At 28.3% G+C, this 26168-nt stretch carries 27 protein-coding genes; all 27 read right to left on the reverse strand.

The features are described 5' to 3' along the window. Nucleotides 1–20: 20 nt before the first annotated feature. Nucleotides 21–1307 carry a HAMP domain-containing sensor histidine kinase gene (locus ACN6I1_RS11710; RefSeq protein WP_419742029.1) on the reverse strand — a complete coding sequence of 429 codons (1287 nt, stop codon included), beginning with the start codon at nt 1305–1307 and terminating at the stop codon, nt 21–23. 13 nt (nt 1308–1320) lie between these two features. Beyond that, nucleotides 1321–2013 carry a winged helix-turn-helix domain-containing protein gene (locus ACN6I1_RS11715; RefSeq protein WP_021433875.1) on the reverse strand — a complete coding sequence of 231 codons (693 nt, stop codon included), beginning with the start codon at nt 2011–2013 and terminating at the stop codon, nt 1321–1323. Between the two features lie 17 nt (nt 2014–2030). Beyond that, the gene (gene pgeF / locus ACN6I1_RS11720; RefSeq protein ID WP_150843311.1) at nt 2031–2741 is read right to left on the reverse strand and encodes a peptidoglycan editing factor PgeF; all 711 of its coding nucleotides are present in this window, start codon (nt 2739–2741) and stop codon (nt 2031–2033) included. Between the two features lie 6 nt (nt 2742–2747). Then, nucleotides 2748–3203 carry a transcriptional regulator NrdR gene (gene nrdR, locus ACN6I1_RS11725; protein WP_021430012.1) on the reverse strand — a complete coding sequence of 152 codons (456 nt, stop codon included), beginning with the start codon at nt 3201–3203 and terminating at the stop codon, nt 2748–2750. Nucleotides 3204–3232: 29 nt separating this feature from the next. Beyond that, the gene (locus tag ACN6I1_RS11730) at nt 3233–3496 is read right to left on the reverse strand and encodes a YlmC/YmxH family sporulation protein (RefSeq protein ID WP_021430001.1); all 264 of its coding nucleotides are present in this window, start codon (nt 3494–3496) and stop codon (nt 3233–3235) included. A 73-nt stretch (nt 3497–3569) separates the two neighbouring features. Further along, nucleotides 3570–5252, reverse strand: coding sequence for a diguanylate cyclase (locus tag ACN6I1_RS11735; protein ID WP_419742030.1), 1683 nt, complete (start codon nt 5250–5252; stop codon nt 3570–3572). A gap of 67 nt (nt 5253–5319) precedes the next feature. Then, entirely contained in the window at nt 5320–5439 is a 120-nt protein-coding gene (locus ACN6I1_RS11740; protein WP_369284879.1) for a cyclic lactone autoinducer peptide, read from the reverse strand. Nucleotides 5440–5462: 23 nt separating this feature from the next. Next, nucleotides 5463–6104 carry an accessory gene regulator ArgB-like protein gene (locus ACN6I1_RS11745; protein ID WP_419742031.1) on the reverse strand — a complete coding sequence of 214 codons (642 nt, stop codon included), beginning with the start codon at nt 6102–6104 and terminating at the stop codon, nt 5463–5465. 10 nt (nt 6105–6114) lie between these two features. Beyond that, a complete protein-coding gene (locus tag ACN6I1_RS11750; protein WP_053832632.1) occupies nt 6115–6579 on the reverse strand; it encodes a hypothetical protein in 465 nt (154 codons plus the stop codon). Nucleotides 6580–6707: 128 nt separating this feature from the next. Then, nucleotides 6708–7481 carry an RNA polymerase sporulation sigma factor SigG gene (sigG, locus tag ACN6I1_RS11755; RefSeq protein ID WP_021430119.1) on the reverse strand — a complete coding sequence of 258 codons (774 nt, stop codon included), beginning with the start codon at nt 7479–7481 and terminating at the stop codon, nt 6708–6710. Nucleotides 7482–7571: 90 nt separating this feature from the next. Continuing rightward, nucleotides 7572–8303: an RNA polymerase sporulation sigma factor SigE gene (sigE, locus tag ACN6I1_RS11760; RefSeq protein ID WP_419742032.1), complete on the reverse strand. Its 732-nt coding sequence runs from the start codon at nt 8301–8303 to the stop codon at nt 7572–7574. 20 nt (nt 8304–8323) lie between these two features. Continuing rightward, a complete protein-coding gene (locus tag ACN6I1_RS11765) occupies nt 8324–9160 on the reverse strand; it encodes a sigma-E processing peptidase SpoIIGA (RefSeq protein ID WP_419742033.1) in 837 nt (278 codons plus the stop codon). A 134-nt stretch (nt 9161–9294) separates the two neighbouring features. Further along, nucleotides 9295–10476: a cell division protein FtsZ gene (ftsZ, locus tag ACN6I1_RS11770; protein WP_195947815.1), complete on the reverse strand. Its 1182-nt coding sequence runs from the start codon at nt 10474–10476 to the stop codon at nt 9295–9297. Between the two features lie 104 nt (nt 10477–10580). Further along, complete coding sequence (locus ACN6I1_RS11775) at nt 10581–10763, reverse strand: DUF1290 domain-containing protein (RefSeq protein ID WP_114543618.1); 183 nt, start codon at nt 10761–10763, stop codon at nt 10581–10583. A gap of 281 nt (nt 10764–11044) precedes the next feature. Then, nucleotides 11045–11779, reverse strand: a complete 735-nt coding sequence (locus ACN6I1_RS11780; RefSeq protein ID WP_419742034.1) for a cell division protein FtsQ/DivIB — start codon at nt 11777–11779, stop codon at nt 11045–11047. Nucleotides 11780–11923: 144 nt separating this feature from the next. Next, nucleotides 11924–13177 (reverse strand): UDP-N-acetylglucosamine 1-carboxyvinyltransferase, encoded by a 1254-nt coding sequence (murA, locus tag ACN6I1_RS11785; RefSeq protein ID WP_220796409.1) that lies wholly within the window; start codon nt 13175–13177, stop codon nt 11924–11926. A gap of 84 nt (nt 13178–13261) precedes the next feature. After that, nucleotides 13262–14470 (reverse strand): undecaprenyldiphospho-muramoylpentapeptide beta-N-acetylglucosaminyltransferase, encoded by a 1209-nt coding sequence (gene murG, locus ACN6I1_RS11790; RefSeq protein WP_220796410.1) that lies wholly within the window; start codon nt 14468–14470, stop codon nt 13262–13264. Nucleotides 14471–14487: 17 nt separating this feature from the next. Next, complete coding sequence (gene spoVE, locus ACN6I1_RS11795) at nt 14488–15618, reverse strand: stage V sporulation protein E (protein WP_419742035.1); 1131 nt, start codon at nt 15616–15618, stop codon at nt 14488–14490. A gap of 33 nt (nt 15619–15651) precedes the next feature. Next, a complete protein-coding gene (gene murD / locus ACN6I1_RS11800; RefSeq protein WP_419742036.1) occupies nt 15652–17010 on the reverse strand; it encodes a UDP-N-acetylmuramoyl-L-alanine--D-glutamate ligase in 1359 nt (452 codons plus the stop codon). An 18-nt stretch (nt 17011–17028) separates the two neighbouring features. Continuing rightward, entirely contained in the window at nt 17029–17994 is a 966-nt protein-coding gene (gene mraY / locus ACN6I1_RS11805) for a phospho-N-acetylmuramoyl-pentapeptide-transferase (protein WP_025162704.1), read from the reverse strand. 39 nt (nt 17995–18033) lie between these two features. After that, complete coding sequence (locus tag ACN6I1_RS11810; protein WP_419742037.1) at nt 18034–19407, reverse strand: UDP-N-acetylmuramoyl-tripeptide--D-alanyl-D-alanine ligase; 1374 nt, start codon at nt 19405–19407, stop codon at nt 18034–18036. 248 nt (nt 19408–19655) lie between these two features. Further along, nucleotides 19656–21635, reverse strand: a complete 1980-nt coding sequence (locus ACN6I1_RS11815) for a stage V sporulation protein D (protein ID WP_035115469.1) — start codon at nt 21633–21635, stop codon at nt 19656–19658. Nucleotides 21636–21646: 11 nt separating this feature from the next. After that, a complete protein-coding gene (locus tag ACN6I1_RS11820) occupies nt 21647–22003 on the reverse strand; it encodes a hypothetical protein (protein ID WP_419742038.1) in 357 nt (118 codons plus the stop codon). Nucleotides 22004–22136: 133 nt separating this feature from the next. Continuing rightward, nucleotides 22137–23072: a 16S rRNA (cytosine(1402)-N(4))-methyltransferase RsmH gene (gene rsmH, locus ACN6I1_RS11825; RefSeq protein ID WP_419742039.1), complete on the reverse strand. Its 936-nt coding sequence runs from the start codon at nt 23070–23072 to the stop codon at nt 22137–22139. Between the two features lie 3 nt (nt 23073–23075). Further along, on the reverse strand, nt 23076–23831 hold the full coding sequence (gene lgt, locus ACN6I1_RS11830) for a prolipoprotein diacylglyceryl transferase (protein ID WP_220796414.1): 756 nt from the start codon (nt 23829–23831) through the stop codon (nt 23076–23078). Between the two features lie 10 nt (nt 23832–23841). Beyond that, nucleotides 23842–24621: a tyrosine-protein phosphatase gene (locus ACN6I1_RS11835; RefSeq protein WP_419742040.1), complete on the reverse strand. Its 780-nt coding sequence runs from the start codon at nt 24619–24621 to the stop codon at nt 23842–23844. A 255-nt stretch (nt 24622–24876) separates the two neighbouring features. Then, complete coding sequence (gene yfmH, locus ACN6I1_RS11840) at nt 24877–26163, reverse strand: EF-P 5-aminopentanol modification-associated protein YfmH (protein WP_419742041.1); 1287 nt, start codon at nt 26161–26163, stop codon at nt 24877–24879. Nucleotides 26164–26168: the final 5 nt, after the last annotated feature.

Raw genomic sequence — 26168 nt, forward strand, 5'->3', positions numbered from 1 at the left:
AAAAACAAAAAAAAATTTCCTTAATTAAGGAAATTTTTTTTTGGTATTGTAACTGTAAATTCAGTTCCTATATTTAATTCACTTTTTACACATATAGTTCCATTTAAAGATTTAACTATATGTTTTACTATAGCTAGCCCTAGCCCTGTACCACCTACATCTCTACTCCTAGCCTTATCAACTCTATAAAATCGCTCAAATACCCTGTCTTTATCTTCTTTAGATATTCCAATTCCATTATCTGAAACTTTTATAAATACCTCTTCATCACTTTCATATACACTAGTTTCTACAAAACCACCATCAGGTGTATATTTTATAGCATTGTCTATTAAATTTAAAAATATTTGTTTAATGTAATCTCTATTCGAATTTATAAAAATTTTCTCATCATCAAATTTAAATTTTAATTCAATATTTTTTATCTTGGCAGAGTTAATCGTTAACTCGTAAACTTCTTTAAATACATTTAGTACCTCTACATTTTCAGATGTTATAGTGTCTTTATTTTCTATAAATGAAAGTAATAATATATCATCTATAAGCCTTTTTAGTCTATCGGATTCTGTTTCAATTATTCCTAAGAATCTATCTCTCATATTTTTATCTATATTTTCATTTATTCTTAATGTTTCTACAAATCCACTTATAGATGTAAGAGGTGTCTTTAACTCATGAGTTACATTAGCAACAAAGTCACTTCTCATATTTTCTAACTTAACTCTTTCAGTTATGTTTTCTATGTTTATTATAGAACCAATGATAACATTATTACTACTTTGAAGGTATATGGGGTCTAGCTTTATATTATATACTATGTCTTCATCATTAGTAATTTCTTTCATTTCAGTTTTCTTTGATCCTATAAATTTAGCAATTTCATTTAATATTTTATAGTCTTTTATAACGTGATGTATATTCTTACCTTCTATTATCTCAATTCCATCACTTTTTATTATTTTTTTTGCTTCTTCATTTATCAATAAAACATTCCCATTTATATCAATAGCTAAAATACCATGTGATATACTTTTTACAATAGATTTTAATTGTAAGTTTTTGTATTGAACTTCTTGAATCGTAATATCTATTGTATCAATCATATCATTAAAATTATCAACTAGTTGCCCTAATTCACCTTTTGCTGATATGTTTATTTTTGCATGGAATTCTTTGTTACTTATTTTTTTTGAAACAGCTATAAATTCTTGTAAGTAATTTCTTAAATTTATAGCATATCTTATTGAAATTATAGAAACTATAATTGATACTAAAACAATTAAAAAGTATATGCTTATATTATCCATGTTAAAACGCCCCTTAATCTATTTTATATCCTATTCCTCTAATAGTTTCTATATATTTTTCTTCTTCACTGGTTCCTTCTATTTTTTTTCTTAAATATCTTATATGAACATCTACAGTTCTAGTTTCTCCATAATATTCATATCCCCATATTTTATCTAATAAGTAGTTTCTCGATAAAACCTTTCCTTTGTTTTCTAGTAAAAGTCTTAAAAGTTCAAATTCTTTAAGTGTTAAATCTATCTTTTCAGTACCTTTAATTACCTCATGCTTTTGTAAGTCTACTTTTAAATTCCCTATACTTAACACTGTTTTATCACTATTATCATTATTAACATTATATCTTCTTAAAACAGAGTTACTTCTAGCTAATAACTCTTTTACACTAAATGGCTTTGTTATATAATCATCAGCACCTGAATCTAAGCCCTCTACCTTGTCGTTTTCAATATTTTTAGCTGTTAGCATTATTACAGGTATATTTTTTAAATCTTTATCACTTCTAATTTTCTTTAAAAGGTCTATTCCACTTATATTTGGAAGCATCCAATCCAATAATATTAAGTCTGGCATTATCTCTTTAGCTTTTATAAATCCGTCAAATCCATCGTATGAATAATGAACCTCATAATCCATAGTTTCTAAGTTAAATTTTAAAAGCTCTACAATATGCTTTTCATCATCTATAACTAACACTTTAGTTTTCATCTTAAGTTAGCCCCTCTCTACTTTACTTCAAGTATCATACCTAGCCTTTTTGTTGTTTGATTGTGTTTTCTATAGGAATGAAACTTGTCACTGTTACAACTAGTGCATATGTTTAAATTAACTATATTCTCTTTTTTCACACCACAACTTGTCAATATCAATTCATTTACTTTCCATAAATCTAGATAGTACTTGCTTTCTTTAATTATATAAAATTTTTCATCTCTATTTGTAATAATTGTGTTAAATTTTTCAATTAAATCTTTAGATACCTCATAACAACAAGGTCCAATTGAAGGTCCTAATACACAAACCAAATCTTCAGGGTTTGTTCCATACAGCTTTTCCATATTTTCAATAGATTTTTGAGTTATTTTTGAATATGTACCTCTCCATCCTGCATGACAAAGTGCTACAGCTTCCTTCTTAGGATCCACAATAGCCACAGGAACACAATCTGCAACAAAAACTAATAGTGGAGTTTTTTTCAAATTTGTAACTAAAGCATCCCCTTCTTTTATTTTTCCTATATCTTCTTTTTTTATTATGTTTACTATATCTGAGTGAGTTTGTTTATTATTTGTTAAGTTATCAAAATTCATATTTAACTCTTTACAAAGATTTTCTTTATCAGACTTAGATGCCATATCAATATTTATATTGGAAAATGCTAAGTTTACAAAATCACACTTTTTATCAAATTCTTCAAATCTTATATAGTTTTTCATACTCAATCACCTTTTTTCTGTTAGTATATTTTTCAGCTCTTTAACAAATGTATTTATATCTTTAAATTGTCTATATACTGATGCAAATCTTACATAGGCTACTTCATCTACATCTTTTAATTTATCCATTACCATCTCACCTATCTTTTTACTTTCTATTTCTGATAAGTAAGCCTTGTTTATTTCATTTTCTATGTAGTGTATTATTTCTTCAACTTGCTCTATTGAAACAGGCCTTTTTTCAGAAGACTTCAATATACCATTTTTTATTTTATTTCTATCAAAATATTCTCTACTATTATCTTTTTTTATAACCATAATAGGAGTTAATTCTATTTTTTCGTATGTAGTAAATCTCTTTTTACAAGATTCACACTCTCTTCGTCTTCTTATAGATTGACCATCTGTATGTCTTGAGTCTATTACCTTTGATTCTTTATAATTGCAGTAAGGACATAACAAAGCCTATCCCTCCTTTTTTCTTATGTCTTTTATATATTAAATTCATCTAAACTATGATCTTGACCTTGGTTTACTATAATTGTATCACATCCTATTTTTATTATATCATTCCAAAAAACAACTTGCCCATCATAATTTCTTGAAAAAAAGTTCATACCTCCATCACCTTCAATTGTGAATGATAAAATTTTTCCTTCATTCGTATCCATCTCTATATCTGTAATAAACCCCATTCTTTTACCATTTTTAACATTTATTACTTCTTTATCCATTATATCAGAAATTCTAATCATATTATAATCTACCTCCTCTTAAAAATAAATATGTACAAGAATAAAAAAAAATGACCATACTGGCCATTTTAAATTATTTTTTTAATTCTATCATACTTATAAATTTTTCAACTAATTCTGGATCAAACTGACTTCCTGAACATTTTCTAAGTTCTTTTATAGCTTCTTCATGACCTTTTCTATTATTGTAAGGTCTATGAGATGTCATTGCATCAAAACTATCTGCTATAGATATTATTCTAGCTAAATATGGAATTTCCTTACCTTTTAAATTGTCTGGATACCCTCTTCCATCGTATCTTTCATGGTGATGTTTTATAGCTGGTAATAATTCTTCAAATGCTTTTACATGCTTTATTAAATCCACGCCCAATTCTGGATGTTTTTTTAACATATCATACTCTAAATCAGTTAGACTTCCTTTTTTATTTAATACTTCTTCTGGAATTTCAATTTTACCTATATCATGAAGATAAGCTGCTAGTTTTAAACGCAGTTTATCTTTTTCATTGAGATTTAAATAGTTTGAAAACCAACCTAGGTATATGACTACTCTTTCTGTATGTCCATATGTATATCTGTCTTTTTTATTTATCATATTTATAAGTCTTTTTAATGAATTGGCTGTTTCTTCGTCTATATATATATGGTCTGAAATTTCTTCTAAAACACTATAATATACTTCTACCCTATTTTTATTAAGTGACTTAGCCCTATAAAGAGCATCATCTGCCGTATTTATAAACTGATGCTTATTGCTTGCCCTTAGCGGATATGATGAAACTCCTATAGATATAGTCATGTTTTTATTTGGTTGATTTTCTTGCCCATAAAAATATGTATTTTCTATATTTATTCTAATTCTCTCTCCAACTAATATAGCATCTTCTTCCACAGTATTTGGAAGAATTACAGCAAATTCTTCGCCTCCATATCTTGCTACAATATCATGTTCTCTTACACTTTCTTTTAAAATTTGACCTACATCTTTTAAAACAACATCCCCTGCTTGATGCCCATTTATATCGTTGTAATTTTTAAAATAATCAATATCCATAAACAACATCGAGATTGATGTATTTTCACTATCAGCACACTCCATTAGTGTTTCTAATGATTCTTGAAAATATCTATGATTATATAAACCCGTAAGTTCATCTACATTAGCTAGATTTTGAAGTTCTTTACTATGCTCTTTTTCTATATTAACGTACATTCCTAGTATCCATGACGTTACAAAAAAAGCACTTACTATAACTATATCAATTTGAAAATAATTTGTTATTAATTCTTTAGCTGGTTCTTGAAGATGAGCTCCAAATTGTATTGATAGTACATCCACTCCGCAAACTAATATAGAACAAATTATAGAAACAATCATAGCATAGTTTCTACCAAATTGTATTGCTGCTATTATAATTATAAAAATATATAGAAATTTATAAGGACTCTCTTCTTTACCTGTTGACATTATTATAACTGTACATATTAGCATTAATAAAATTGTTTCTATATTGTCTCTAGATTTTGCTGGATTATCTATAAATTTATATTGTCTCTTTGATAACCATATAAAGTAAACTATTAAAAGTATTATTATAGCAACTATGTATATGTAAAATAACATATAATTATAACTTTCTATTGTTGTATAAGAACTTATCATAGCTACCATTCCTAGAAGCATGTATATAACTTTTATTATTGCTAATATTTCAAATACTTTTTTATTCCTTATATTTTCAAACTCATTCATTCTTTTCTCCTAAATTTCCTTTTTAATTAATAAACCATAAGGATATATCCTTATGGTTTATTTAAAATTACTCTTCTCTTAAAGATTTTGGCATTTCTGGTTCAAAGAATACCATAGCACACATTGTAGATGCAGAATTTCCTAAATTCACTGCAAAATCTGAGAATAAATTTGCTAAAAAGTTCATAGCTAATCCCCCTTAAATATTTTTTATTTAAGAAAACAATCTAATTTTAATATGATTGTTTCTCCTAGCTTAGTTATTGCTATTGTTTGTAATAAAATCCCTAATTCTATACAATATACAAACATAGCTATGTCATAATTTAAAATTTTAGTTAATCTAACTATTAAAAGTAATATTATGATTGCAATAAAAACATTAAGTCTATTAAATAATTTTTTTCTAAGTCTATTTCTAGTTTCTTCTTTCTTCAAAGGCTTATTTTTTGTTCCAACTGGAGCCTTTTTATAAAAAATATAATAACATGATACAATACTCACTATACTAAAAATATATATAAAGTTATATCCACAATATTTATTAAAAAAAACATAAATATAAGTAAAAATTAATGTTGTTATAATACCTATTATCAAACACCTATTAGGAGATGTTGCATGAACTCCGCCTGAAAACTTTTTCAAACTAGATGCAACAATAGAAATTAATAAAACTTCTATCGTTCTCCCTATCATTATTCCTACTAAAATCGTAGCTATATAAGCCAATATAGTATGTATCCAAATAAATAATCCATAATTCATAACTTGTATTTCATCTTTACTTTTGTTTGCCTTTTCACCTATTTTATTTGAAACATTATATGAAATCTTTTCTATAATATCCATAAGTTTACCCCTATATATTTTTACTTATTTTTTTAGTTATTACACTTAATCCAATAATTAATAAAATAAATATTAGCAATGATGGAAGTGATAGTATTGCGCTGTTTATACTTGTATTGTCAACTAACATTGTTGTAGGTACACCTAATATTTTTTCAGCAACAAGCATATATATAACCTCACTTGTAGCTAGACATATATATATTTTAGAAACATTAATTATGGTTGGTATAATTTGTTGATTTTCAAATTTATAAAAAATTACACCTATTATAAACATGCTAAATACTGTATGTATTCCAAAACTTATAGGCATCATCCTTATACTAGTTAATAAAATCAAAAAAAATAAAGAATTCTTTATAAGGTTCTTGAATTCTATTTTTAAGTTAAATAAAATGTATCCAGCTAAAACTAAAAAAATGCTTTCTGGAAAACTTCTAATTATTACATATGATAATGATGAATTTAACATTCAATTCTCCCTCTTCACTAATATTATCCACTACGAATTATACCATATTTTACATTTTTTTACAATTAATATACAATTATGAGCGCATCAAAAAAATATGCAAAAGTAATAGTACTTTTGCATATTTTTTATATATATTTTCTCATGTTTTTCAAAGCATTTTTCTCTATCCTAGAAACTTGCGCTTGAGAAATACCAATCTCATCAGCTACTTCAATCTGAGTTCTCCCTTTATAAAATCTTAAATCTAAAACCAATCGTTCTCTTCCATTTAATTTTTTTATAGCTTCTTTAAGAGCTATTTCTTGTAACCAATTTTCATCCGTATCTTTTTTGTCTTGAACTTGGTCCATTACAAATATAGCATCTCCATTGTCCTGATATACCGGATCAAATAATGATATAGGATCTTGAATAGCATCTAAAGCCATTACTACATCTTCAACATCTAGCTCAAGCTCTTTAGCTATCTCTGAAACAGTTGGTTCCTTAGAATTAGATCTTACTAGCCTCTCTCTCACTTGAAGAGCTTTATATGCAATGTCTTTTAAGGACCTACTCACCCTTATAGGATTATTATCTCTTAGATACCTCCTTATCTCTCCTATAATCATAGGGACTGCATAAGTTGAAAATCTTACATTTTGACTTAAGTCAAAATTATCAATTGCCTTTATAAGTCCTATACAACCTATTTGAAATAAATCGTCAATATTTTCCCCTCTGTTATTAAACTTTTGAATTACACTCAGAACCAATCTTAGATTTCCTCTTACAAATTCTTGTCTAGCTACTTCATCTCCATTTTTAATTTTTATAAGGAGTTCTGTCATTTGATTATTTTTAAGAACTGGTAACTCAGAGGTATTTACTCCACAGATTTCAACTTTATTTATTTGCATTACAACTCAGTCCTCTCTTAAAAAGTATTTCTTATACAATTATTTACATCTAGTATATTTTTATACTGTTTAAGAGCAATTATTTATTCTCTAAACAAATTTTTTCATCTCTTTTTTTAGTCTAGATATTATCTTTTTCTCCAACCTAGATATGTACGATTGTGATATACCTAACATCGTAGCAACTTCCTTTTGAGTTCTTTCATTTCCTTTGCTAGCTAGACCAAATCTTAACTCCATAATTTGTTTTTCTCTATCTGAAAGTCTATCAAGAGCCATAACTAAAAGATCTTTATCTATCTCCTCTTCTATTAACTTATATATTTCATCATTTTCTGTTCCTAATATATCAGATAATAAAAGTTCATTTCCATCTAAGTCAACATTAAGAGGTTCATCAAATGATACCTCGGTTTTCTTTTTATTATTTTTTCTTAAATACATAAGAATTTCATTTTCTATACATCTAGATGCATAAGTAGCTAGTTTTATATTTTTATTTAACTTAAATGTATTCACAGCTTTTATTAAACCTATTGTCCCTATTGATATAAGATCTTCCACATCAATCCCTGTATTTTCAAATTTCCTAGATATATATACTACCAATCTTAAATTTCTTTCAATTAAGATAGATTTTATACTTTCATCATGTTCTAAGTTTTTTAAAAGTTCTTGCTCTTCCTCAGTAGAAAGCGGTGGAGGCAATATATTTACGCCTCCTAAGTAATATAGCCCCTTTGGATTTAAAATACCTAATCTTTTTAATATTTTATAAAAATAACCTATACACTTTGACTTTAATTTTATAAAATTTTTCATAAAACTATCCCCCTTAAATTTTATATACTCATTAATAGTTGTGGATTTAATATAGCGTTATAACCATCTTCATTAAAATTGGAAAGCCCTAATATTACATTAGGTATTTTTTGTCCATCAACTTTTATGTAATCTGATTTTATGCCTATTACCAAGTTGCTGTCATTTATCTGCTTTACAGGTATCATTCTAATCCTATAAGATATATTTTTATCAACTTTATCTATAACATTATCAATTGAACTTATATTTATATTTTTAAGATCTAGTTTTTGGAATTCTTCAGGTAAAATTCCATATAATTTATTAGCACTTATAATAACAACTTCACTTTTGCTTATCGGATCTTTCAATAAGTTCCCTGTATCTATTAAAGCCTTAAGTTCCACCTCTTTTTCATCTATACATACCGTCATATCCTTTTTCATACTTGCTATATGTTTTAATTCTTTTATGTCATTATAGATATATTTAAGAACTACTCCACTTATATATGTAATTAAGATTATAAAAGATATAGTTAAATGTGTGAGGCCTGTACAATATATAATAAAAAATGAACTTCCAGCAATAAAAATATTAACAAAATAAAATATAGTCAAAGTCCTTAAGTATCCTTTTAACGATTCATTGTTAAATGCTATTTTAGTTACAATTAAAATTAATAATACTTTCATAGGAATCGAAAAAAATAAATTGAAATTATCAAATAAATATAAAATTGAATATACCATTCCAATTGTAGCACCTGTCCATTTTTTCTTCATAGAACTATTATTTTTTGAAATTATAGCAGTGCAACTTATTATTATATAATTTACTAATAAGTTTTCAATTGCATAATATTCTACGTACACCTCCATCCCCCCCTTGAAACATTTACCTATATTATAGTTTAGGTTTAATGAGTTTTATGTCATAATTGATAGTCGAACCAAATTTAATTTATTCTTAAATAAAACAAAAAAACGCAAAAAAAAAGAAGATAGTACTATCTTCTTCTTCTTAGGAATGTTGGAATCTCCATATCATCACTTTCTATGTATGTTGAACTTGTATTTTGTTTAACAACAGTTTCTTCTTCTTGTTTTTGTTCTGGCATTACTGGCCTTTGAGGCTCTCGTGCCGGATTATGATTTAAACTGTTTTGTTGAAAGTTTTGATGTTGTCCTTGATTCATTGCTTTGTTTCTATTTATTAAATCTAAATCCATATCTTGTCCATCTTCAAAACCTGTAGCTATAACAGTTATAACAAGATCATCTTTTAAATCTTCTTTTATTGTAGCTCCAAATATTATATTAGCTTCAGAATCACAAGATTCTTGAACTAATGTAGAAGCTTCATTTATTTCAAATAGTCCTAAGTTTGCTCCACCTGTTATATTAAGTAAAACACCCTTAGCTCCTTTTATAGACGTTTCTAGTAATGGTGATTGTATAGCTTGTCTTGCTGCTTCTATAGCTCTATTTTCGCCTTGAGCTCTTCCCATACCCATATGTGCTAGGCCTTTTTCCTTCATTATAGATTGAACGTCAGCAAAGTCTAGGTTTATTAAACCTGGTGCTGCAATTAAGTCTGATATAGATTCTATACCTTGTTTTAATACATCATCTGCTATTGAAAATGCTTCTAACATAGATGTATTCTTTTGAACTATTTGTAACAATCTATCATTAGGTATAGTTATTAAAGTATCAACTTTTGTCTTTAACTCTTTTATACCTTGTTCTGCATTTTTCATTCTTACTTTACCTTCAAAAGCAAAAGGTTTTGTTACTACTCCTACTGTAAGTATACCCATCTCTTTTGCTAATTGAGCAACTACAGGTGCAGCTCCTGTTCCTGTTCCTCCGCCCATTCCTGCAGTTACAAATACCATATCCGCACCTTCAAGAACTTTGAGAATTTCATCCTTACTTTCTTCTGCAGACTTTTTCCCAACTTCTGGGTTTGCTCCTGCTCCTAAACCTCTAGTAAGTTTCTCTCCAACTTGAATTTTATGCTCAGCTTTAGATGTATATAAAGCTTGTTTATCAGTATTTACAGCTATAAATTCAACACCTTTTAATTGTGCTTCAACCATTCTGTTGACAGCGTTGTTACCACCGCCACCTACGCCTATTACTTTGATTTTTGCAAAGTTATCCATTTCTACGTCAAAGTTTAGCATCTACAAACCTCCTTATTTAATATTCAAAGTAAATCTATGTATTAATTATATCATTTTATATTAGCATTTTGTTAATATTTAACTAACTTATTCCACAAAAAAGTTCATTTTCCTCTTTTTTTATTGCATAAATTAGATACAATCTGTCTTCTTATAATTGATAAATTATTAAATAACCTTGTCCCAAATACCAATATATCTACATAATACATAGGAACTCCTATTATATATCCTATGTAAGTAAATTTTTTAAAGCCTAATTTAATTTTTAATTTACTTATATCCAGAGTACTCTATTGTATAATGTCATTTAAATATAATACCCAGTTATTATAATAAGCGAACTACCATTAATTACCTATATTATAAATATTCACCTTCTATATTTTACTTTGAAATACCTCCATTATTCAAGTTTTTTATTCATGTTTTTTACAAGAATTTGTAAATATACATAAATTTCGTTATCAATTTGTAAAATTTAATAAACAAAAATTAATTTTCAAAACAATTTGTTGCTTATATTTTAGTAAATATAAGCATTTTGAAATTATAATAAAGTTTAACATCATGGAGAGTATATAGCTTGTTCTTTGGAAGTCAAATCTATATTACCACCTTTTTTATTATTAGATTTTAAATCAACTAGTATAGCCTTTAATCGATTGATATTATACTCTATATCTTCATCTATTTTCAAAACAATATTTGTGTTATCATCTGTTTTCATGTACATTTTATTTTTATTTATTTTTATACTTTCAATTTTCCTTGACATATTGTTCTTTTTCAATGTATCTATAGCTAAAATTATATAATTTGATTTATCTGAATTGATTTTAATCTTTGTGTTTAATTTTTTATTTTTTATTTCAATGCCACTTACTAAGGGTATATTCTTGTTCTTTATATCTTTTTTCTCTGATAAAACCAATCCACTTTCACCTATATAAATATAACTTGCTCCTTCTTTTATTATTGCATATTCACTATTTTCTTTAATTGTTATTACTAACTTATCGGGAAACTTCCTACTAACTTTAACATATTTTATATATGGGTTTACCAATAATTTTTTTTCTACATCATTTAAATTATATTTAAATATATTTTTGCCAGTTTCAATATCTCCTATTTTAATTATGTCGCTTTTAGTTATTTTACTATTTCCATCCACATCGATTTGTTTAAGTTCAAAAATACTACTACTTATACATATATATATAAATAATATAACTAGCAAAATAAAAGCATATATAGCAAATTTACCTCTCTTATTTAACTTGCATTTATTTTTTTTCATAATAACCCACCTTTAGTATTTTATATATTATAAAATACTACATAACAATAGCTTATCCTTTGTTATTTGATTATTTAATATTTTTAAATTACAAAAAAAGAAATCGTAATAGTACATAAAACTAATTCGATTTCTTTTTTTATACTAAATTTTTTTTATATTTGCGCCTAGACTTTTCAATGTTTTTTCAATATGCTCATAACCTCGTTCTACATGGCTAATATTAGTAACTTCAGTTATTCCTTCTGCAGCTAGACCTGCCAATATCAAGGCTGCTCCTCCTCTTAAATCCGAAGCTTCCACTTTAGCCCCAACAAGTTTATTTACACCCTTTACCATGCAAATATTTTCAGTTATTTTTATTATGTTTGCTCCCATTTTAGAAAGTTCTCCGCAATGCATGAATCGATTTTCAAATATTGATTCATGGAAAATACTAGTGCCTTCACTTAAACATAATAAAGTCATAAGCTGAGATTGCATGTCAGTAGGAAATCCAGGATGAGGCGATGTTTTTATTATATCTATAGGTAAAATTTTACTTGGAGCTTTAAGTTCTAATCCAGCTCCTTTATATTCAATATTACATCCCAATTCTTCTAATCTGCTAACTATAGGGTTCATATGGCTATTTATAACTCTATCAACTTGTAAGTACCCTCCAGTTATAGCACTAGCAATCATATAAGTCCCTATTGCAATCCTATCAGGAATTATTGTATGTTCAACAGAATGTAATTTATCTACACCCTCAATTTGAATACAACTAGTTCCTGCTCCACTTACTTTTGCTCCCATTAAATTCAAAAAATTTTGCAAGTCTTCTATCTCAGGTTCTCTTGCAGCATTATTTATTATTGTTATTCCCTTTGCTTTTACGGCTGCCAACATCGCATTTTCTGTAGCACCTACACTTGGAAATGTTAGGTTTATAGTATTTCCTACCAAATACTCTCTATTACAATATATATATCCTCTGTCTTCAGTTATTTTTACACCTAGTTTATCCAAAGCATATAAATGAAGATCTATCGGTCTAGAACCTATAGAACATCCTCCTGGATAGCTTATGCTTATATTGTTAAATCTTCCTATCATTGCCCCCATTACTATAATGGATGATCTTAATTTTTTCATATACTCTTCTTTAACACTGTTTACATTAACATTTTTACTATCTATATATAAAGTATACTCATTGTATTCAACTTTACATCCTATGCTTTTCAATATATCAATCATTACATGTACATCTGATATATCAGGAATGTTTTTTATTATATTTTCAGATTCATTTAGTATAGACGCAGCCATTATAGGCAATACAGAGTTTTTTGCTCCTCTTATATCCAGCCTACCTTCTACTTTGTTGCCTCCACTAATTATATACTTTGACAAAAGTATCCCCCCTAGTAGCAAGTATTTTTAGCCTAAAATATAACTTCTTATATTTTTAATACTATGTACTAGAGGGGAAATATGTTACTTTTTATTTTTTATACCGATTGTCTTAACTTCTTTTACTTCATTTTCACTTATTTTTTCATCTTTACTTTCAACTTTAGCCTCTTTTTTCGGCTTTTTATTGTTTCTATTATAAACTTCCATAACTTCTTTATATATTATGTCTATCGCTTCTGGTTTTCCTATTTCTTTACTTGCATTTGACATGTCTATTAAAAGATCTCTGTCTCCTAATAATTTAAATACTGTATCATTTAAAGTTTCAGCTGTAAGATTTTTTTCTAAAATAGCTATTCCAGCACCTTTGCTTTCTATACTTTTCGCATTGTATTCCTGATGATTTTCTGCTGTATAGGCTTTAGGTATTATTATAGATGGTTTACCAAGCGCTGTTATCTCAGCTAAAGATATAGCCCCTGCACTTCCTATAACTATATCACAAGCTGCTAATGCACTTGCCATATCTTCTAAATATGGTACTACCTTTTGATATGGCTTTAACGGTAAGTCACTTATATCACTCATAAAACCATCATAGAAATTCTTACCTGTAGCATATATAAACGCTACATCTTCATTAACAAGATTTCTTATTACTACCTTCATAGAATCATTAATTTTTCTTGATCCTCCACTACCTCCGTAGCATAAAACCATTTTTTTATCTTCTTGTATTCCTAACTTTCTTCTCGAATTACTCTTTTTAGATATAAGTATTTCTTTTCTAACCGGATTTCCTGTAAGTACTAATTTATTTCTAGTTTCTTCAGGGAATCTAACATGAGAATCCTCAAAACTAGTTAAAACTTTAGTTACCATTTTAGCTAAAATTTTATTAGTAACTCCAGGGAAAGAATTTTGCTCATGAATTATAGCTGGAACTTTACCCATAGATGCATTGAATAATACCGGTCCACTAACATATCCTCCAGTTCCTATAACAACATCTGGCTTAAATTTCTTAACAATCCTTCTTGACTGTTCTAATCCTTTAAATAATTTGAATACTCTTTTAACATTATCAAAATCTATTTTTCTTTTAAATCCTTGTACTGTAACAGTTCTTAGTTCATAACCATATTTAGGAACAATTTCAGATTCTATACCTTTTTCAGTTCCTACAAATACTATTTCAGCATCTGGATTTTCTTCTTTTATCTTATTTGCTATTGCGATGGCAGGATATACATGTCCTCCCGTTCCTCCACCAGATAATAAAACTTTCATTAACTTTCATCTCCTGTCTAATTCATTTTTACATGTTTAGAGACGTTAAGTACAATCCCTACTGCTGCCATAAATATTGTAAGGGAGGTTCCACCATAACTTATAAATGGTAAGGCGACTCCTGTAACAGGCATTGACGATGTTGCAACAGCTATATTTAAAGCTGCCTGAATCCCTATTTGCCCACCAATACCTACAACAAGCATACATGAAAATACATCAGGACATTTAATTGCAATTCTTATACATCTATAAACTAAAAATACAAATAGCATTATTACTATTGCACATCCTACAAGCCCAAGTTCTTCTCCTATGATGGCGAATATAAAATCATTTTGCGGTTCTGGTATGTAAAAGTATTTTTGTCTGCTTTTTCCTAGCCCAAGGCCAAACAGTCCACCTGATCCAAGTGCATACAGTCCTTGTATGACTTGGTATCCTGCTCCAAGAGGATCTTTAAACGGGTCTATGAATGAAGTAACACGCGCAAGTCTATACGGAGCTGCCAATACCATTACTGCAAATAATCCAACTCCTGCTCCAAACATAGCATAAACAATTTTCATATCCATTCCTGCTACGAATATCATTACAAAAGTAACTAATATTACTGTTCCAGCAGTTGATAAATTGGGTTGTAATATTATTAATACAAAGAAAATACTAGGTATTATAAGAAGTGGTATAACTCCTTTTGTTAAAGATTTTATTTTATCGTACTTTAATTCTATTAATTTAGCAGTTATTATTATTGTTGCAAATTTAGCTAACTCTGCTGGTTGTATTGTTAATCCTCCAACCCCTAACCATCTTTGAGCTCCATTTAACGAAGTTCCAAGAGGTGAAAGTACTAATAGAAGTAACACAACTACTACTATTCCTAATATTTTTGCATTTTTGTACCAAAATCTATAGTCTATCCTAGATGTAAAAATCATAGCAATAAATCCTATGGTTGCATAAATTATATTTCTTTTTAAAAAGAAATAGGAATCATCTAGTTTAAATGTAGATTGTATAAAACTAGCACTAAAAACCATTATGATCCCTATAAATACTAATAACATTGTTGTATAAAATACCACATTGTCAAAATCAGTTTTTATCCCCCTACTAACACGTTTCTTTACTATCTCTTTAGGCATTAATTAGACCTACCTCCATTCCCGGTTATATATCTATAATTTATATATATTCTCTTTGAAGTCTAATCCTCTTGCCTCGAAGTTTGGATACATATCCCAACTTGCACAAGCTGGTGATAATAAAACTACATCCCCTGATTCAGCTATTTCATAAGCTTTTTTAACTGCAGCTTCCATATTTTCAACTTTTGATATATTATTAATTCCATGTTCTTTTGCAGTTGTTTCTATTTTTTCTGCAGTCTGTCCTAATAGGACTAAAGCCTTTACATTTTTAGTTGCATATTTAATCATTTCAGTAAAGTCGCTTTGCTTTTCATATCCTCCAGCTATTAAAACTATTGGTCTTTCATATGAAGTTATAGCTTTTATAGTTGAATCTGGGTTTGTTCCTTTAGAGTCATTTACAAACATAATACCATCTTTATTTGTAACAAACTCTAATCTATGCTCTACACCTTTAAATGTTCTTAATGTGTCTATTATAACGTCAGTATCGATATTTAATACGTATGCCATTAAAATAGCCGACATAGCATTTTCTAAGTTGTGGTTTCCTGGTAAGCTCAATTCAGCTTTATTCATAAGAACTAATGCTTCACCATCTACCTTTATAACTATATTGTTATTTTTATCTAGATATGCACCTTGCTTTACTTCTTCTTTTATTGAGAAGTATAAAACATTTCCATTGCTGTTTTTACCTAAATCTCTAACAATAGAATCATCATAGTTTAGTATAGTAAAGTCCGTCTTATCTTGATTCTTAAACACTCTAGCTTTAGCATTTATATAGTTTTCCATAGTATGGTGTCTATTTAAATGATCTTCTGTAATATTTATTATAGTACTTACTTTAGGTTTAAAATCTTCTATACTTTCTAATTGGAAACTACTTAACTCTGTTACAAGATATGAGTTTTCATTAGTTAAATCAACAGTGTCTATAACTGGATTACCTATATTTCCAACTATATATGTATCTTTATTTGCTTTTTTAAACATCTCTCCTACTAAGCTAGTAGTAGTAGTTTTTCCATTTGTTCCTGTTATTCCTATGAATGTAGGGTTTTTAGATAGTCTATATGCTAATTCAACTTCTCCTATTATTTTAATGCCTTCAGATTTTATTTTTTCTATAAAAGGCAAGTCTAAAGGAACTCCAGGAGATACTATAGTTAAATCTATGTTTTCTATATTTTCAAGGTGTTTACCTAAAACATATTCTATATTATCTAAATTATCTATTTCTTCTATTATTCCTTCTAATTTTTCCTTAGGTTTTATATCATTTACTATGATATTTGCACCTAATTTATTTAATTTTTTTATAGTTGATACGCCAGTTTTTGCTAGTCCTACAAGTAAGACATTTTTATTTTTTAAATCCATTGCTCTAACCCCCGTAAATTAGAATACTGCTATTATACCTATCCAAGCTAATACTATAGATGTTATCCAGAATACAAATATAACTTTTGTTTCAGGCCATCCACATTGCTCAAAGTGATGATGTATAGGTGCCATTTTGAATATTCTTTTCTTTCTTAGTTTATAAGAACCTACTTGAAGTATAACAGATATAGCTTCTGCGAAATAAATACCTCCAACTATAGGTATTATAAGGACATTATTTGTAAGTACTGCAAATGAAATAACAGCCCCTCCTAATGCCATAGACCCTGTATCACCCATAAATACTCTTGCAGGATATGAGTTGAATCCTAAGAATCCTATACATGCACCTACTGTAGCTGCTGCTAGTATAGCTACATCTGTATATCCATAATTAGCTGCAAGTAACATAAAGAATCCAGATACTATAACAGTTATTCCTGATGCTAATCCATCTAATCCATCTGTTAAGTTTACTGCATTTACAGTTCCAAGTATTACAAATACCATAACAGGTACATATAAAGGCCCTAAATTAATCGTAAAGCTTGTAAATGGTATTAATAATTGAGCAGCACTTGGTGAATTAGTATATTGATAATATGCTAAAAGTGTTGCTAAAGCAATTTGTAGTAAAATCTTTTGATATGCTTTTAATCCTAATGATCTTTTAAATTTAATTTTTAAAAAGTCATCTACAAATCCTACAAAACCAAATCCTGTTATACATAAAAGCCCCATTGTCATATCTGAGCTTACTTTTGTTCTTGTAAGAACTGTAACTAGTATTGCTACTATCATCATTATACCACCCATTGTAGGTGTTCCATTTTTTTGTAAATGTGTCTGTGGTCCATCATCTCTTACAGTTTGACCGAACTTAAACTTAGTTAACATAGGTATAAAAATCGGTCCTAGTATAATCACTATTAGAAATGAAATCATCGCTGTATACGTAAGTTGTGTTATTCCTAACATAATATAACTCCTCTCCCTTGCTGGCTATTTCTTAATTATTGTCTACCTGCTTAAATATTGTACTATATTTTCTAATTGCATACCTCTAGACGCCTTAACTAAAACTACGTCATCCTTATTTATTATATCACTTAATTTCTCGATTGCTATTTCTTTATTGTCAAAATGGTACACATTAGAACTATTTAAAGCTAGTTTAATTGCTTCATCACTTATAAACTTTGAGCTTCCTCCTATTGTTATTAAAACATCTACATTTTCTTTTGCATATCCTCCTACAAGTCTATGCCCATACTCTGAATGTTCTCCCATCTCAAACATATCTCCAAGTATTGCTACTCTTCTTTTTTCATATCTTCCTAATATATCTAATGCAGCTTTCATAGAATCTGGGCTTGCATTATATGCATCATTGATTATTGTTAAATCATCTTTTTTAATAATATCCAATCTCATCTTACTTGCTTTGAAGTTTTTAAGACCTTCTTTTATATCTTTTAAATCCATTTCTAAGCTTAATCCTACAAGTATAGCTGCCATTGCATTATATATATTGTGTTTTCCAACTGTAGGTATATATATTTCTTCTTTATTATTATCTATCATACATGTAAATCTTAGTTCTTCTTCTCCTATAGAGTACTCTGTACAATATATATCATTATTGTGGTCAAATCCAAAAGTTTTTAAATCATAATTTAATTCATCTTTGCATATTTTTTTTAGATATTCATCGTCTCCATTTACTATTAGAGTGTTAGATTCGTCAAAGTTTGAAGTGATTTCTAGCTTAGCTTTTAATATGCCTTCTTGAGATCCTAAATTTTCTATATGAGATAATCCTATATTTGATATTACTCCTATCTTAGGATTAACCATATTTGCTAAATACTCTATTTCGTTAAAATGAGACATTCCCATTTCTATTATTGCACAATCATGACTAGAGTTTAAATTGAACAATGTAAGAGGAACCCCTATATGATTATTGAAATTACCTTCATTTTTTAGAGTATTAAATTTTGTTGATATAGCTGCATATATCATGTCTTTTGTTGTAGTTTTTCCGACACTACCTGTAACTCCAATATATGGTATTTCAAATTTGCATTTATAAAAATCCGCTATATCTCCAAGAGCCTTCGTTGTATCTTCTACTTCTATTAAATTTATATCCGAACTTTCAAATTTTATGCTATTACTTCTGTTTTTTATAAAAGTTTTACATCCATTTTCATATGCTGACTGCATAAATTTATGTCCGTCTAGGCTTTCACCTATTATAGCTATAAATACATCCGTAGATTTTGCTTTTCTACTATCTATAACTATATTTTGTATTTCATCTGATTCATTACCTTTTACCAACGTACCTTTAGTTGCTATAACTAGTTCTTTTATAGATAAAGATTCCATACTAAACCTCCTTAATTAAAGTAAATCTCCTTAAATATTATAAATCTTTTTATATTCATCATCTATACTTATAATATTTTAATATATAATTTTATAGAATACTAATTATTTTACACTTTTGTAAACCTTTAGAAATCCTAATAAAGAGCAATGTATATAAATTATATACATTGCTCTTTAAATTATTAACTCATTAATTATATACTATATATTAATATTTTTGAAGATGTTTATTCCTATATTGTCTTTTAATTATCTGTGTAAATTACTATTCCAGAATCTTGTGGTACTTCTGATCCTGCAGGAGGGAAAATTTCTTTAACCTTTGCACTTCCTTCAACCTCTGTGTCTGTGTCTTGTATCGGTTTTAATTTATTTTCTTCTAATACCTTTAAAGCATCTTCTATACTTAAGTCAACAATATTTGGTACCTTTACCTTAGGTTTTTCATATTCTTGCTTTTCTTCATCTGTATATTTAGGTTCAACCCCTAAATATTTTAGTGAATCATTCATGATTTCTTTTACTATAGGTCCTGCTGTTGTACTACCAAATGCACTAACACCAGTTGGTTCATCTACTATAGCTAATACTACTATTTGTGGATCATCACAAGGAGCTATCCCTACAAAAGAACATATATATTTACCTTGTGCATACTTACCATCTATAACCTTTTGTGCTGTTCCTGTTTTACCACCTATTTTAAATCCAGGTATATATGCAGCTTTACCAGATCCTTCACTTACAACAGATTCAGCTATTTCTAACATTTTTTTAGATGTATCTTCTGATATTACTTGTCTAACTACCTTTGGTTTTATATTTTCTGTTACGTTTCCTTGATTATCAACTTTTGATTTAACTACTCTCGGTTCCATAAGTTTTCCATCATTTGCTATTGCGCCTATTGCACTTATTAATTGCATAGGAGTAACAGATATAGATTGACCAAATGATATAGTTGCTAACTCTACAGGTCCTACATTTTTTTCATTATATAAAATACCTTTAGCTTCTCCAGGTAAATCTATATTAGTTTTATCCATGAATCCAAATCCTTCTATATAATCATACATCTTAGACACCCCTAATCTTTGCCCTAACTCAACAAAAACTGGGTTACAAGAATTTTGAACTGCCTGTTTAAATTCTTGAGCGCCATGCGGTCTATAATGTCTCCAACATTTCAATTTTCTTCCACCTACAGTAACACTACCTGTACATACAAATTTTTCTCCATCTTTTATAACACCCTCTTCTACAGATGCGGATGATGTTATAAGTTTGAAAGTAGATCCTGGTTCATACGTATCACTAACTGCAGGATTTCTCCACATTGAGAAATATCCTTTTATCTTGTCTTTATCACTATATTTTTCAAGCTCTTCTTCGTAGTATGGATATATAGGCGTTCTTGAATCATTTGGATCATAGTCAGGTTTTGATGCCATAGATAAAATATCACCAGTTTTTGGATCTAAAGCTATTGCCGTAACTCTTTTAGCATTATTTATTTCATAAGCTTTTTGAACTGCTTTTTCAGTATAGTGTTGAATTACTTCATCTATACTAAGAACTAATCCATTTCCTTGCACTGGCTCATAATATTTTTCCATACCATGAGGAATTTCTCTTCCTGATGCATCGGTACTAACAATAAGTCTTCCTGGTTTTCCTTTCAAGTGTTTATCATACTGCATTTCTATCCCAGCAATTCCTGTTGCATCGTCTGATGTATGTCCGATTACATATGGAGCAAAATTTCCATATGGATAATATCTTTGATTATCCTCAGCTACCCATATACCTGGTAATTTAGAGTCTCTTATTTTCTCTGCTGTTTTATCATCTATCCATCTTTTTACTTTTACCAAAGCCATGTTTTTCTTTTTCAATAATTTTAAAACATCATCATAGTCTTCACCTATCATTTCAGATATTACCTTAGCTGATTTTTCTTTGTCTTTAACTTCAACCGGTTTAGCCCAAACAGTATACTTAGTAACACTTACAGCAAGCTCTTTCATATTTCTATCATATATAGTACCTCTTTTAGGTTCTATTGGTATATCTCTTGTTTGCTGATCTAAAGCTTTTTCTGTAAGCCAATCCCCTTTAATTATTTGTAAGTATCCAGTCCTAAATATAAGCATCGTAAAAACAAAGCATGCTAGTATTAAAACAATTACTAACCTTTTTTTACTCAATCTCTTTATTTTACTCAAGCAAATCCCCCCTAATTAGGTACTTCTATGTACTTCATCTGACTTTCTTTAGGATAGTCCATCCCTAATTTCTCATTAGCTTTCTTTTCTATATCTCTACTTCTAGTTAATAGATCTACATCTACTTGTAAATTTTCTTTTTCTATAGTTTTATTATGTAACTCAGACTCTAAATCCCCGATTTTATATTTTAATTTTGCAACTTCACTATATCCATACATACACGCAAAAATTATACAACAAACACTTGCTACAGCTCCTAACTTTATACCCCACTTTGTAAATTTTTTTACCATTCTTCTTTTATAGATATTCTTTTTATTTGCTCTATATTCATTTATATCTTTTATTTTATTTTTTCTTTTCATACATATCCCCTTACTTTTTTATAAATAAATAGATATATATTATATTTAACTTTCTATATACGCCTTCCTTTTTAGTCTTAATACAAAATTAAAACAATAAAAAACAAAAAAGTCTAAGCTTTCGCTTAGACTTCTATATTCTTTCAGCAACCCTTAATTTTGCACTTCTAGATCTTGGGTTTTCTTCGATTTCTTTGTCTGTTGGTAATATTGGTTTTCTAGTTATAACTTTTACTAAAGCCTCTTTATCACACTGACATATAGGAATATGTGGTGGACATATACAATCTGTCGCTAAATCTCTAAATGCATTTTTTACAATTCTATCCTCTAAAGAGTGGAAAGTTATTATACATATTCTTCCGCCCTCATTCATAATAGAAGCTGCATCATCTATCATCTCAGTTATAACACCTAATTCATTGTTTACTTCTATTCTTATAGCCTGGAAAGTTCTTTTAGCTGGATGTGGCCCATCTATTCTAGCTTTCTTAGGTATAGCTTTTTTTATAATTTCAACTAGTTCACCTGTAGTTTCTATGCTCTTTTCTTTACGTCCTTCTACTATAAACTTAGCTATACGTTTAGCCCAATTATCTTCTCCATAATCTTTTATTATTTTTGATAATTCCGCTTCACTATATGTGTTTACAACATCATAAGCTGAAAAACTACATCTTATATCCATTCTCATATCTAAAGGTGCATCTTGCATATATGAAAATCCTCTATCAGCCTCATCTAATTGGTGTGATGAAACACCTAAATCCGCTAGAACCCCATCCACTTTATATACACCTATTTTTTCTAATTCATTTTTTAAATTTTGAAAATTACTGTGCACAAACTTTACTCTATCACTATATTCACTCAATCTTTCTTTTGCTGTATTTATAGCGTTTATATCTTGGTCAAATCCTATAAAAAGTCCATCCTTAGAAAGTCTTTTTACTATTTCTTTGGAGTGGCCTGCACCACCCATTGTACAATCAACATATACTCCATCTGGTTTTATGTTTAAATTATCAATACACTCATCTAAAAGTACCGATACGTGATGAAATTCCATATTTTATCGCTCCTTAGTATCATCTATTTCTTTTTTATTTTTCTTTGATAGATATAGGTGGACTATTATTCCGCCTATTACGCCTGCTAAGCTTATAACTTGAGCCATTCTAAGCGGCCCTATCATAAGGCTATCAGTTCTAAGCCCTTCTATAAAAAATCTTCCTAAAGAATATAGTATAGCATATAAAACTATAATCTGACCCTCATAAGATTTCTTTTTTCTAAATATACATAGGAATATAAATATACCAAAATCCCATATAGATTCATATAGAAAAGTTGGATGTACTTTTACTCCATCTACCATTATTCCCCATGGTAAATTAGTTGGACCTCCATGAGCTTCTTTATTTATAAAATTGCCCCATCTTCCTATAGCTTGAGCTAAAGGCATTCCAAGTATAACAGTGTCTGCTAATTTTAGAAAATTAATCTTCTTATATCTAGAAAATACATATCCTGCTAATATTCCACCTATTAAAGCTCCATGTATTGCCATTCCACCACCTCTAAAATTGAATATTTGAGATGGGTTATTAGAATAATATTCCCAATTAAATATTACGTAATACAATCTGGCACTTATTAGTCCTACCGGAATTGCAATAATTGCTAAATCTAATATATCATCTTCTTTGATTCCAACTCTTTTAGCCTCTTTCAATGCTATTAATGTACCTAAAATCATACCTGTTGCCATAAGTATTCCATACCACATTACATCTATTCCAAATATAGTAAATGCAATTCTATCCATAAACTAATCCCTACCTTTTAAATAGTCTTTTAAATAAATTTTTCTTTTCTATGTATTTTGTTGGTTCTAAAATGCATATATCTTTATTTTCTAAAATACATTTTTGATTTTCTTCAAATATATTTTTTGCATTTTCTTCTCCATATTGCTTACTTATGTAATCATATACTTCTTTAATTAGTGGTCTTCTCTTTGTACTACTATGTGCATCTGTCGCTATAAAGTGAACCATATTATTTTCTAGTAAAATTTTACTAGTCTTCTCTGCCTCTTTACCATTTTTCCCTATTACACTAGCTCCATTCAATTGAATTAAAGCTCCCTCATTTATACAATCATATATAATATTTGGATTTTCTTGTACTTTCGGATATCTTTCTACATGTGCTAATATAGGTGTGTATTTTTTTAACTTTAATTCATACACTATATCTGCTAAATTATTAGGAAAATTATTAGGCGAAAACTCAACTAATATATATTTACTGTTATTTAGGCTATGAAACTCTAATTTTTCAAAATCACATAATAAATCATCTGTAAAATAAAGCTCATTTCCTAAAAGAACTTCTATATCTATATTTTCATCTTTTAATTTCTTGTTAAAGCTTTTTAATATTGTTTTTAACTCTTCTCCACTTTTATATTTAAAATCTGGATGATAGTGGGATGTATTAATTATCTTTTTAATTCCTTCGTTTTGTGCTATTTTTGCCATTTCTATAGATTCTTCTAAGCTTTTTGACCCATCATCTACTTGCGGCAATATATGACAATGTATATCTATCATTTATCTCTCCCTCCTTTTATAAACTAAATAATAACATATTACCTATAAACCATCAATTTTCTTTAACTATTTCACTTTAAAACAAAGCTTTTTTTGAGCTTAAAACATATAAACGTGATATAACTAATTTTCATAGATTGTCCATAATTCTTTCATAGCTGTGCTTTGCTTAAGCGTAAAAAATTCACTTCGCTCATGTTACCAACGACTTTGTCCATTGCGTAAAAAAAGTGCTATAATTAGCACTTTTTAAATTTACTTAGGTTCTACTATTGAAATTACGCAATACTCTTCTTTTAAATGATTTTTTAATCTTTCTTCTACTTCTTTAAACTCTACTTCCTTAATAACATCTAAATAATCTAATAAGTTTATATCTTTAAACTTATATGCTATAAAATTATTAGCTATAAAGTTTACTGAATCAAAGTATTTTATAAACTGACCCATTTTTTTCTTTTTTATTCTATTGAAATCTTCTTCACATAGTCCTTCTTTTTGATACTTAGTTATATACTTTAATATAACATCTTTTACTTTCATAGGACTTTCAGATTCTCCTCCTACTAAAGTAAATGCATAATCAACTTGAGATGTAAATCCACACCCAAAATTGTCATTTATCAGTCCACTCATATATAACTCATCAAATACTTCACTACCTCTTTTAAAAATCATATCTAAAAGAATTTCTGTAACAACCTCTTTACGAAGTAGCTCTTTCCCTTTAATTCCTACGTTATAATCTTTAAATCCTATATTAAACATAGGCATTGATATAGGGAAGTTTGCAACTATTTCTTTTTTATTTATTTCTTTAGATTCTTGAGGGTAAAATCTTTTTATACTGTGATCTAGTTTTTCTATATTGCTATGATTACTGTTTTTGATACTTTCAATAACTTTATCAACTTCGACATCCCCTACTACAAATAAAGCCATATTTCCCGGGTTATAAAATGTATTATAACATTTATAAAGTTCGTCTTTTGTAATTTTGTATATACTTTCTACAGTTCCTGCTATATCAACATTTACAGGATAATCCTTGTACATTGCTCTTAAGCAATTGAAATATACATTCCAGTCAGGATCATCATTGTACATTTTTATCTCCTGCTCAATTATTCCTTTTTCTTTCTCTACATTTTCATCTGTAAAGTATGGTGTTTGTACATAATCTATAAGGTGTTCTAAACTTTCATAAAAGTTATCTGTGCAAGAAAATAAATATGCAGTCATAGTAAAATTGGTATATGCATTTGCACTAGCTCCTAACTTAGAAAATTTATCAAATGCATTTCCGCCATCTGGTTGCTCGAACATTTTATGTTCTAAAAAATGTGCTATACCTTCATTTACTCTAAATTTTTCATTTTCATTTATAGGAATGAATTCTAACTCATTAGATCCATAATTAGTAGCTAACACTGCAAATTTTTTCATAAACCCTTTTTTAGGCATAAAATATACATCAAGTCCATTGTCTAATTTTTCATAATAAAGTTCTTCTTTTAATATATCGTTAACTATCTTTTCCATATACT

Source organism: Paraclostridium dentum (assembly GCF_048568265.1).
GTDB classification, from domain to species: Bacteria; Bacillota; Clostridia; order Peptostreptococcales; family Peptostreptococcaceae; genus Paraclostridium; species Paraclostridium dentum.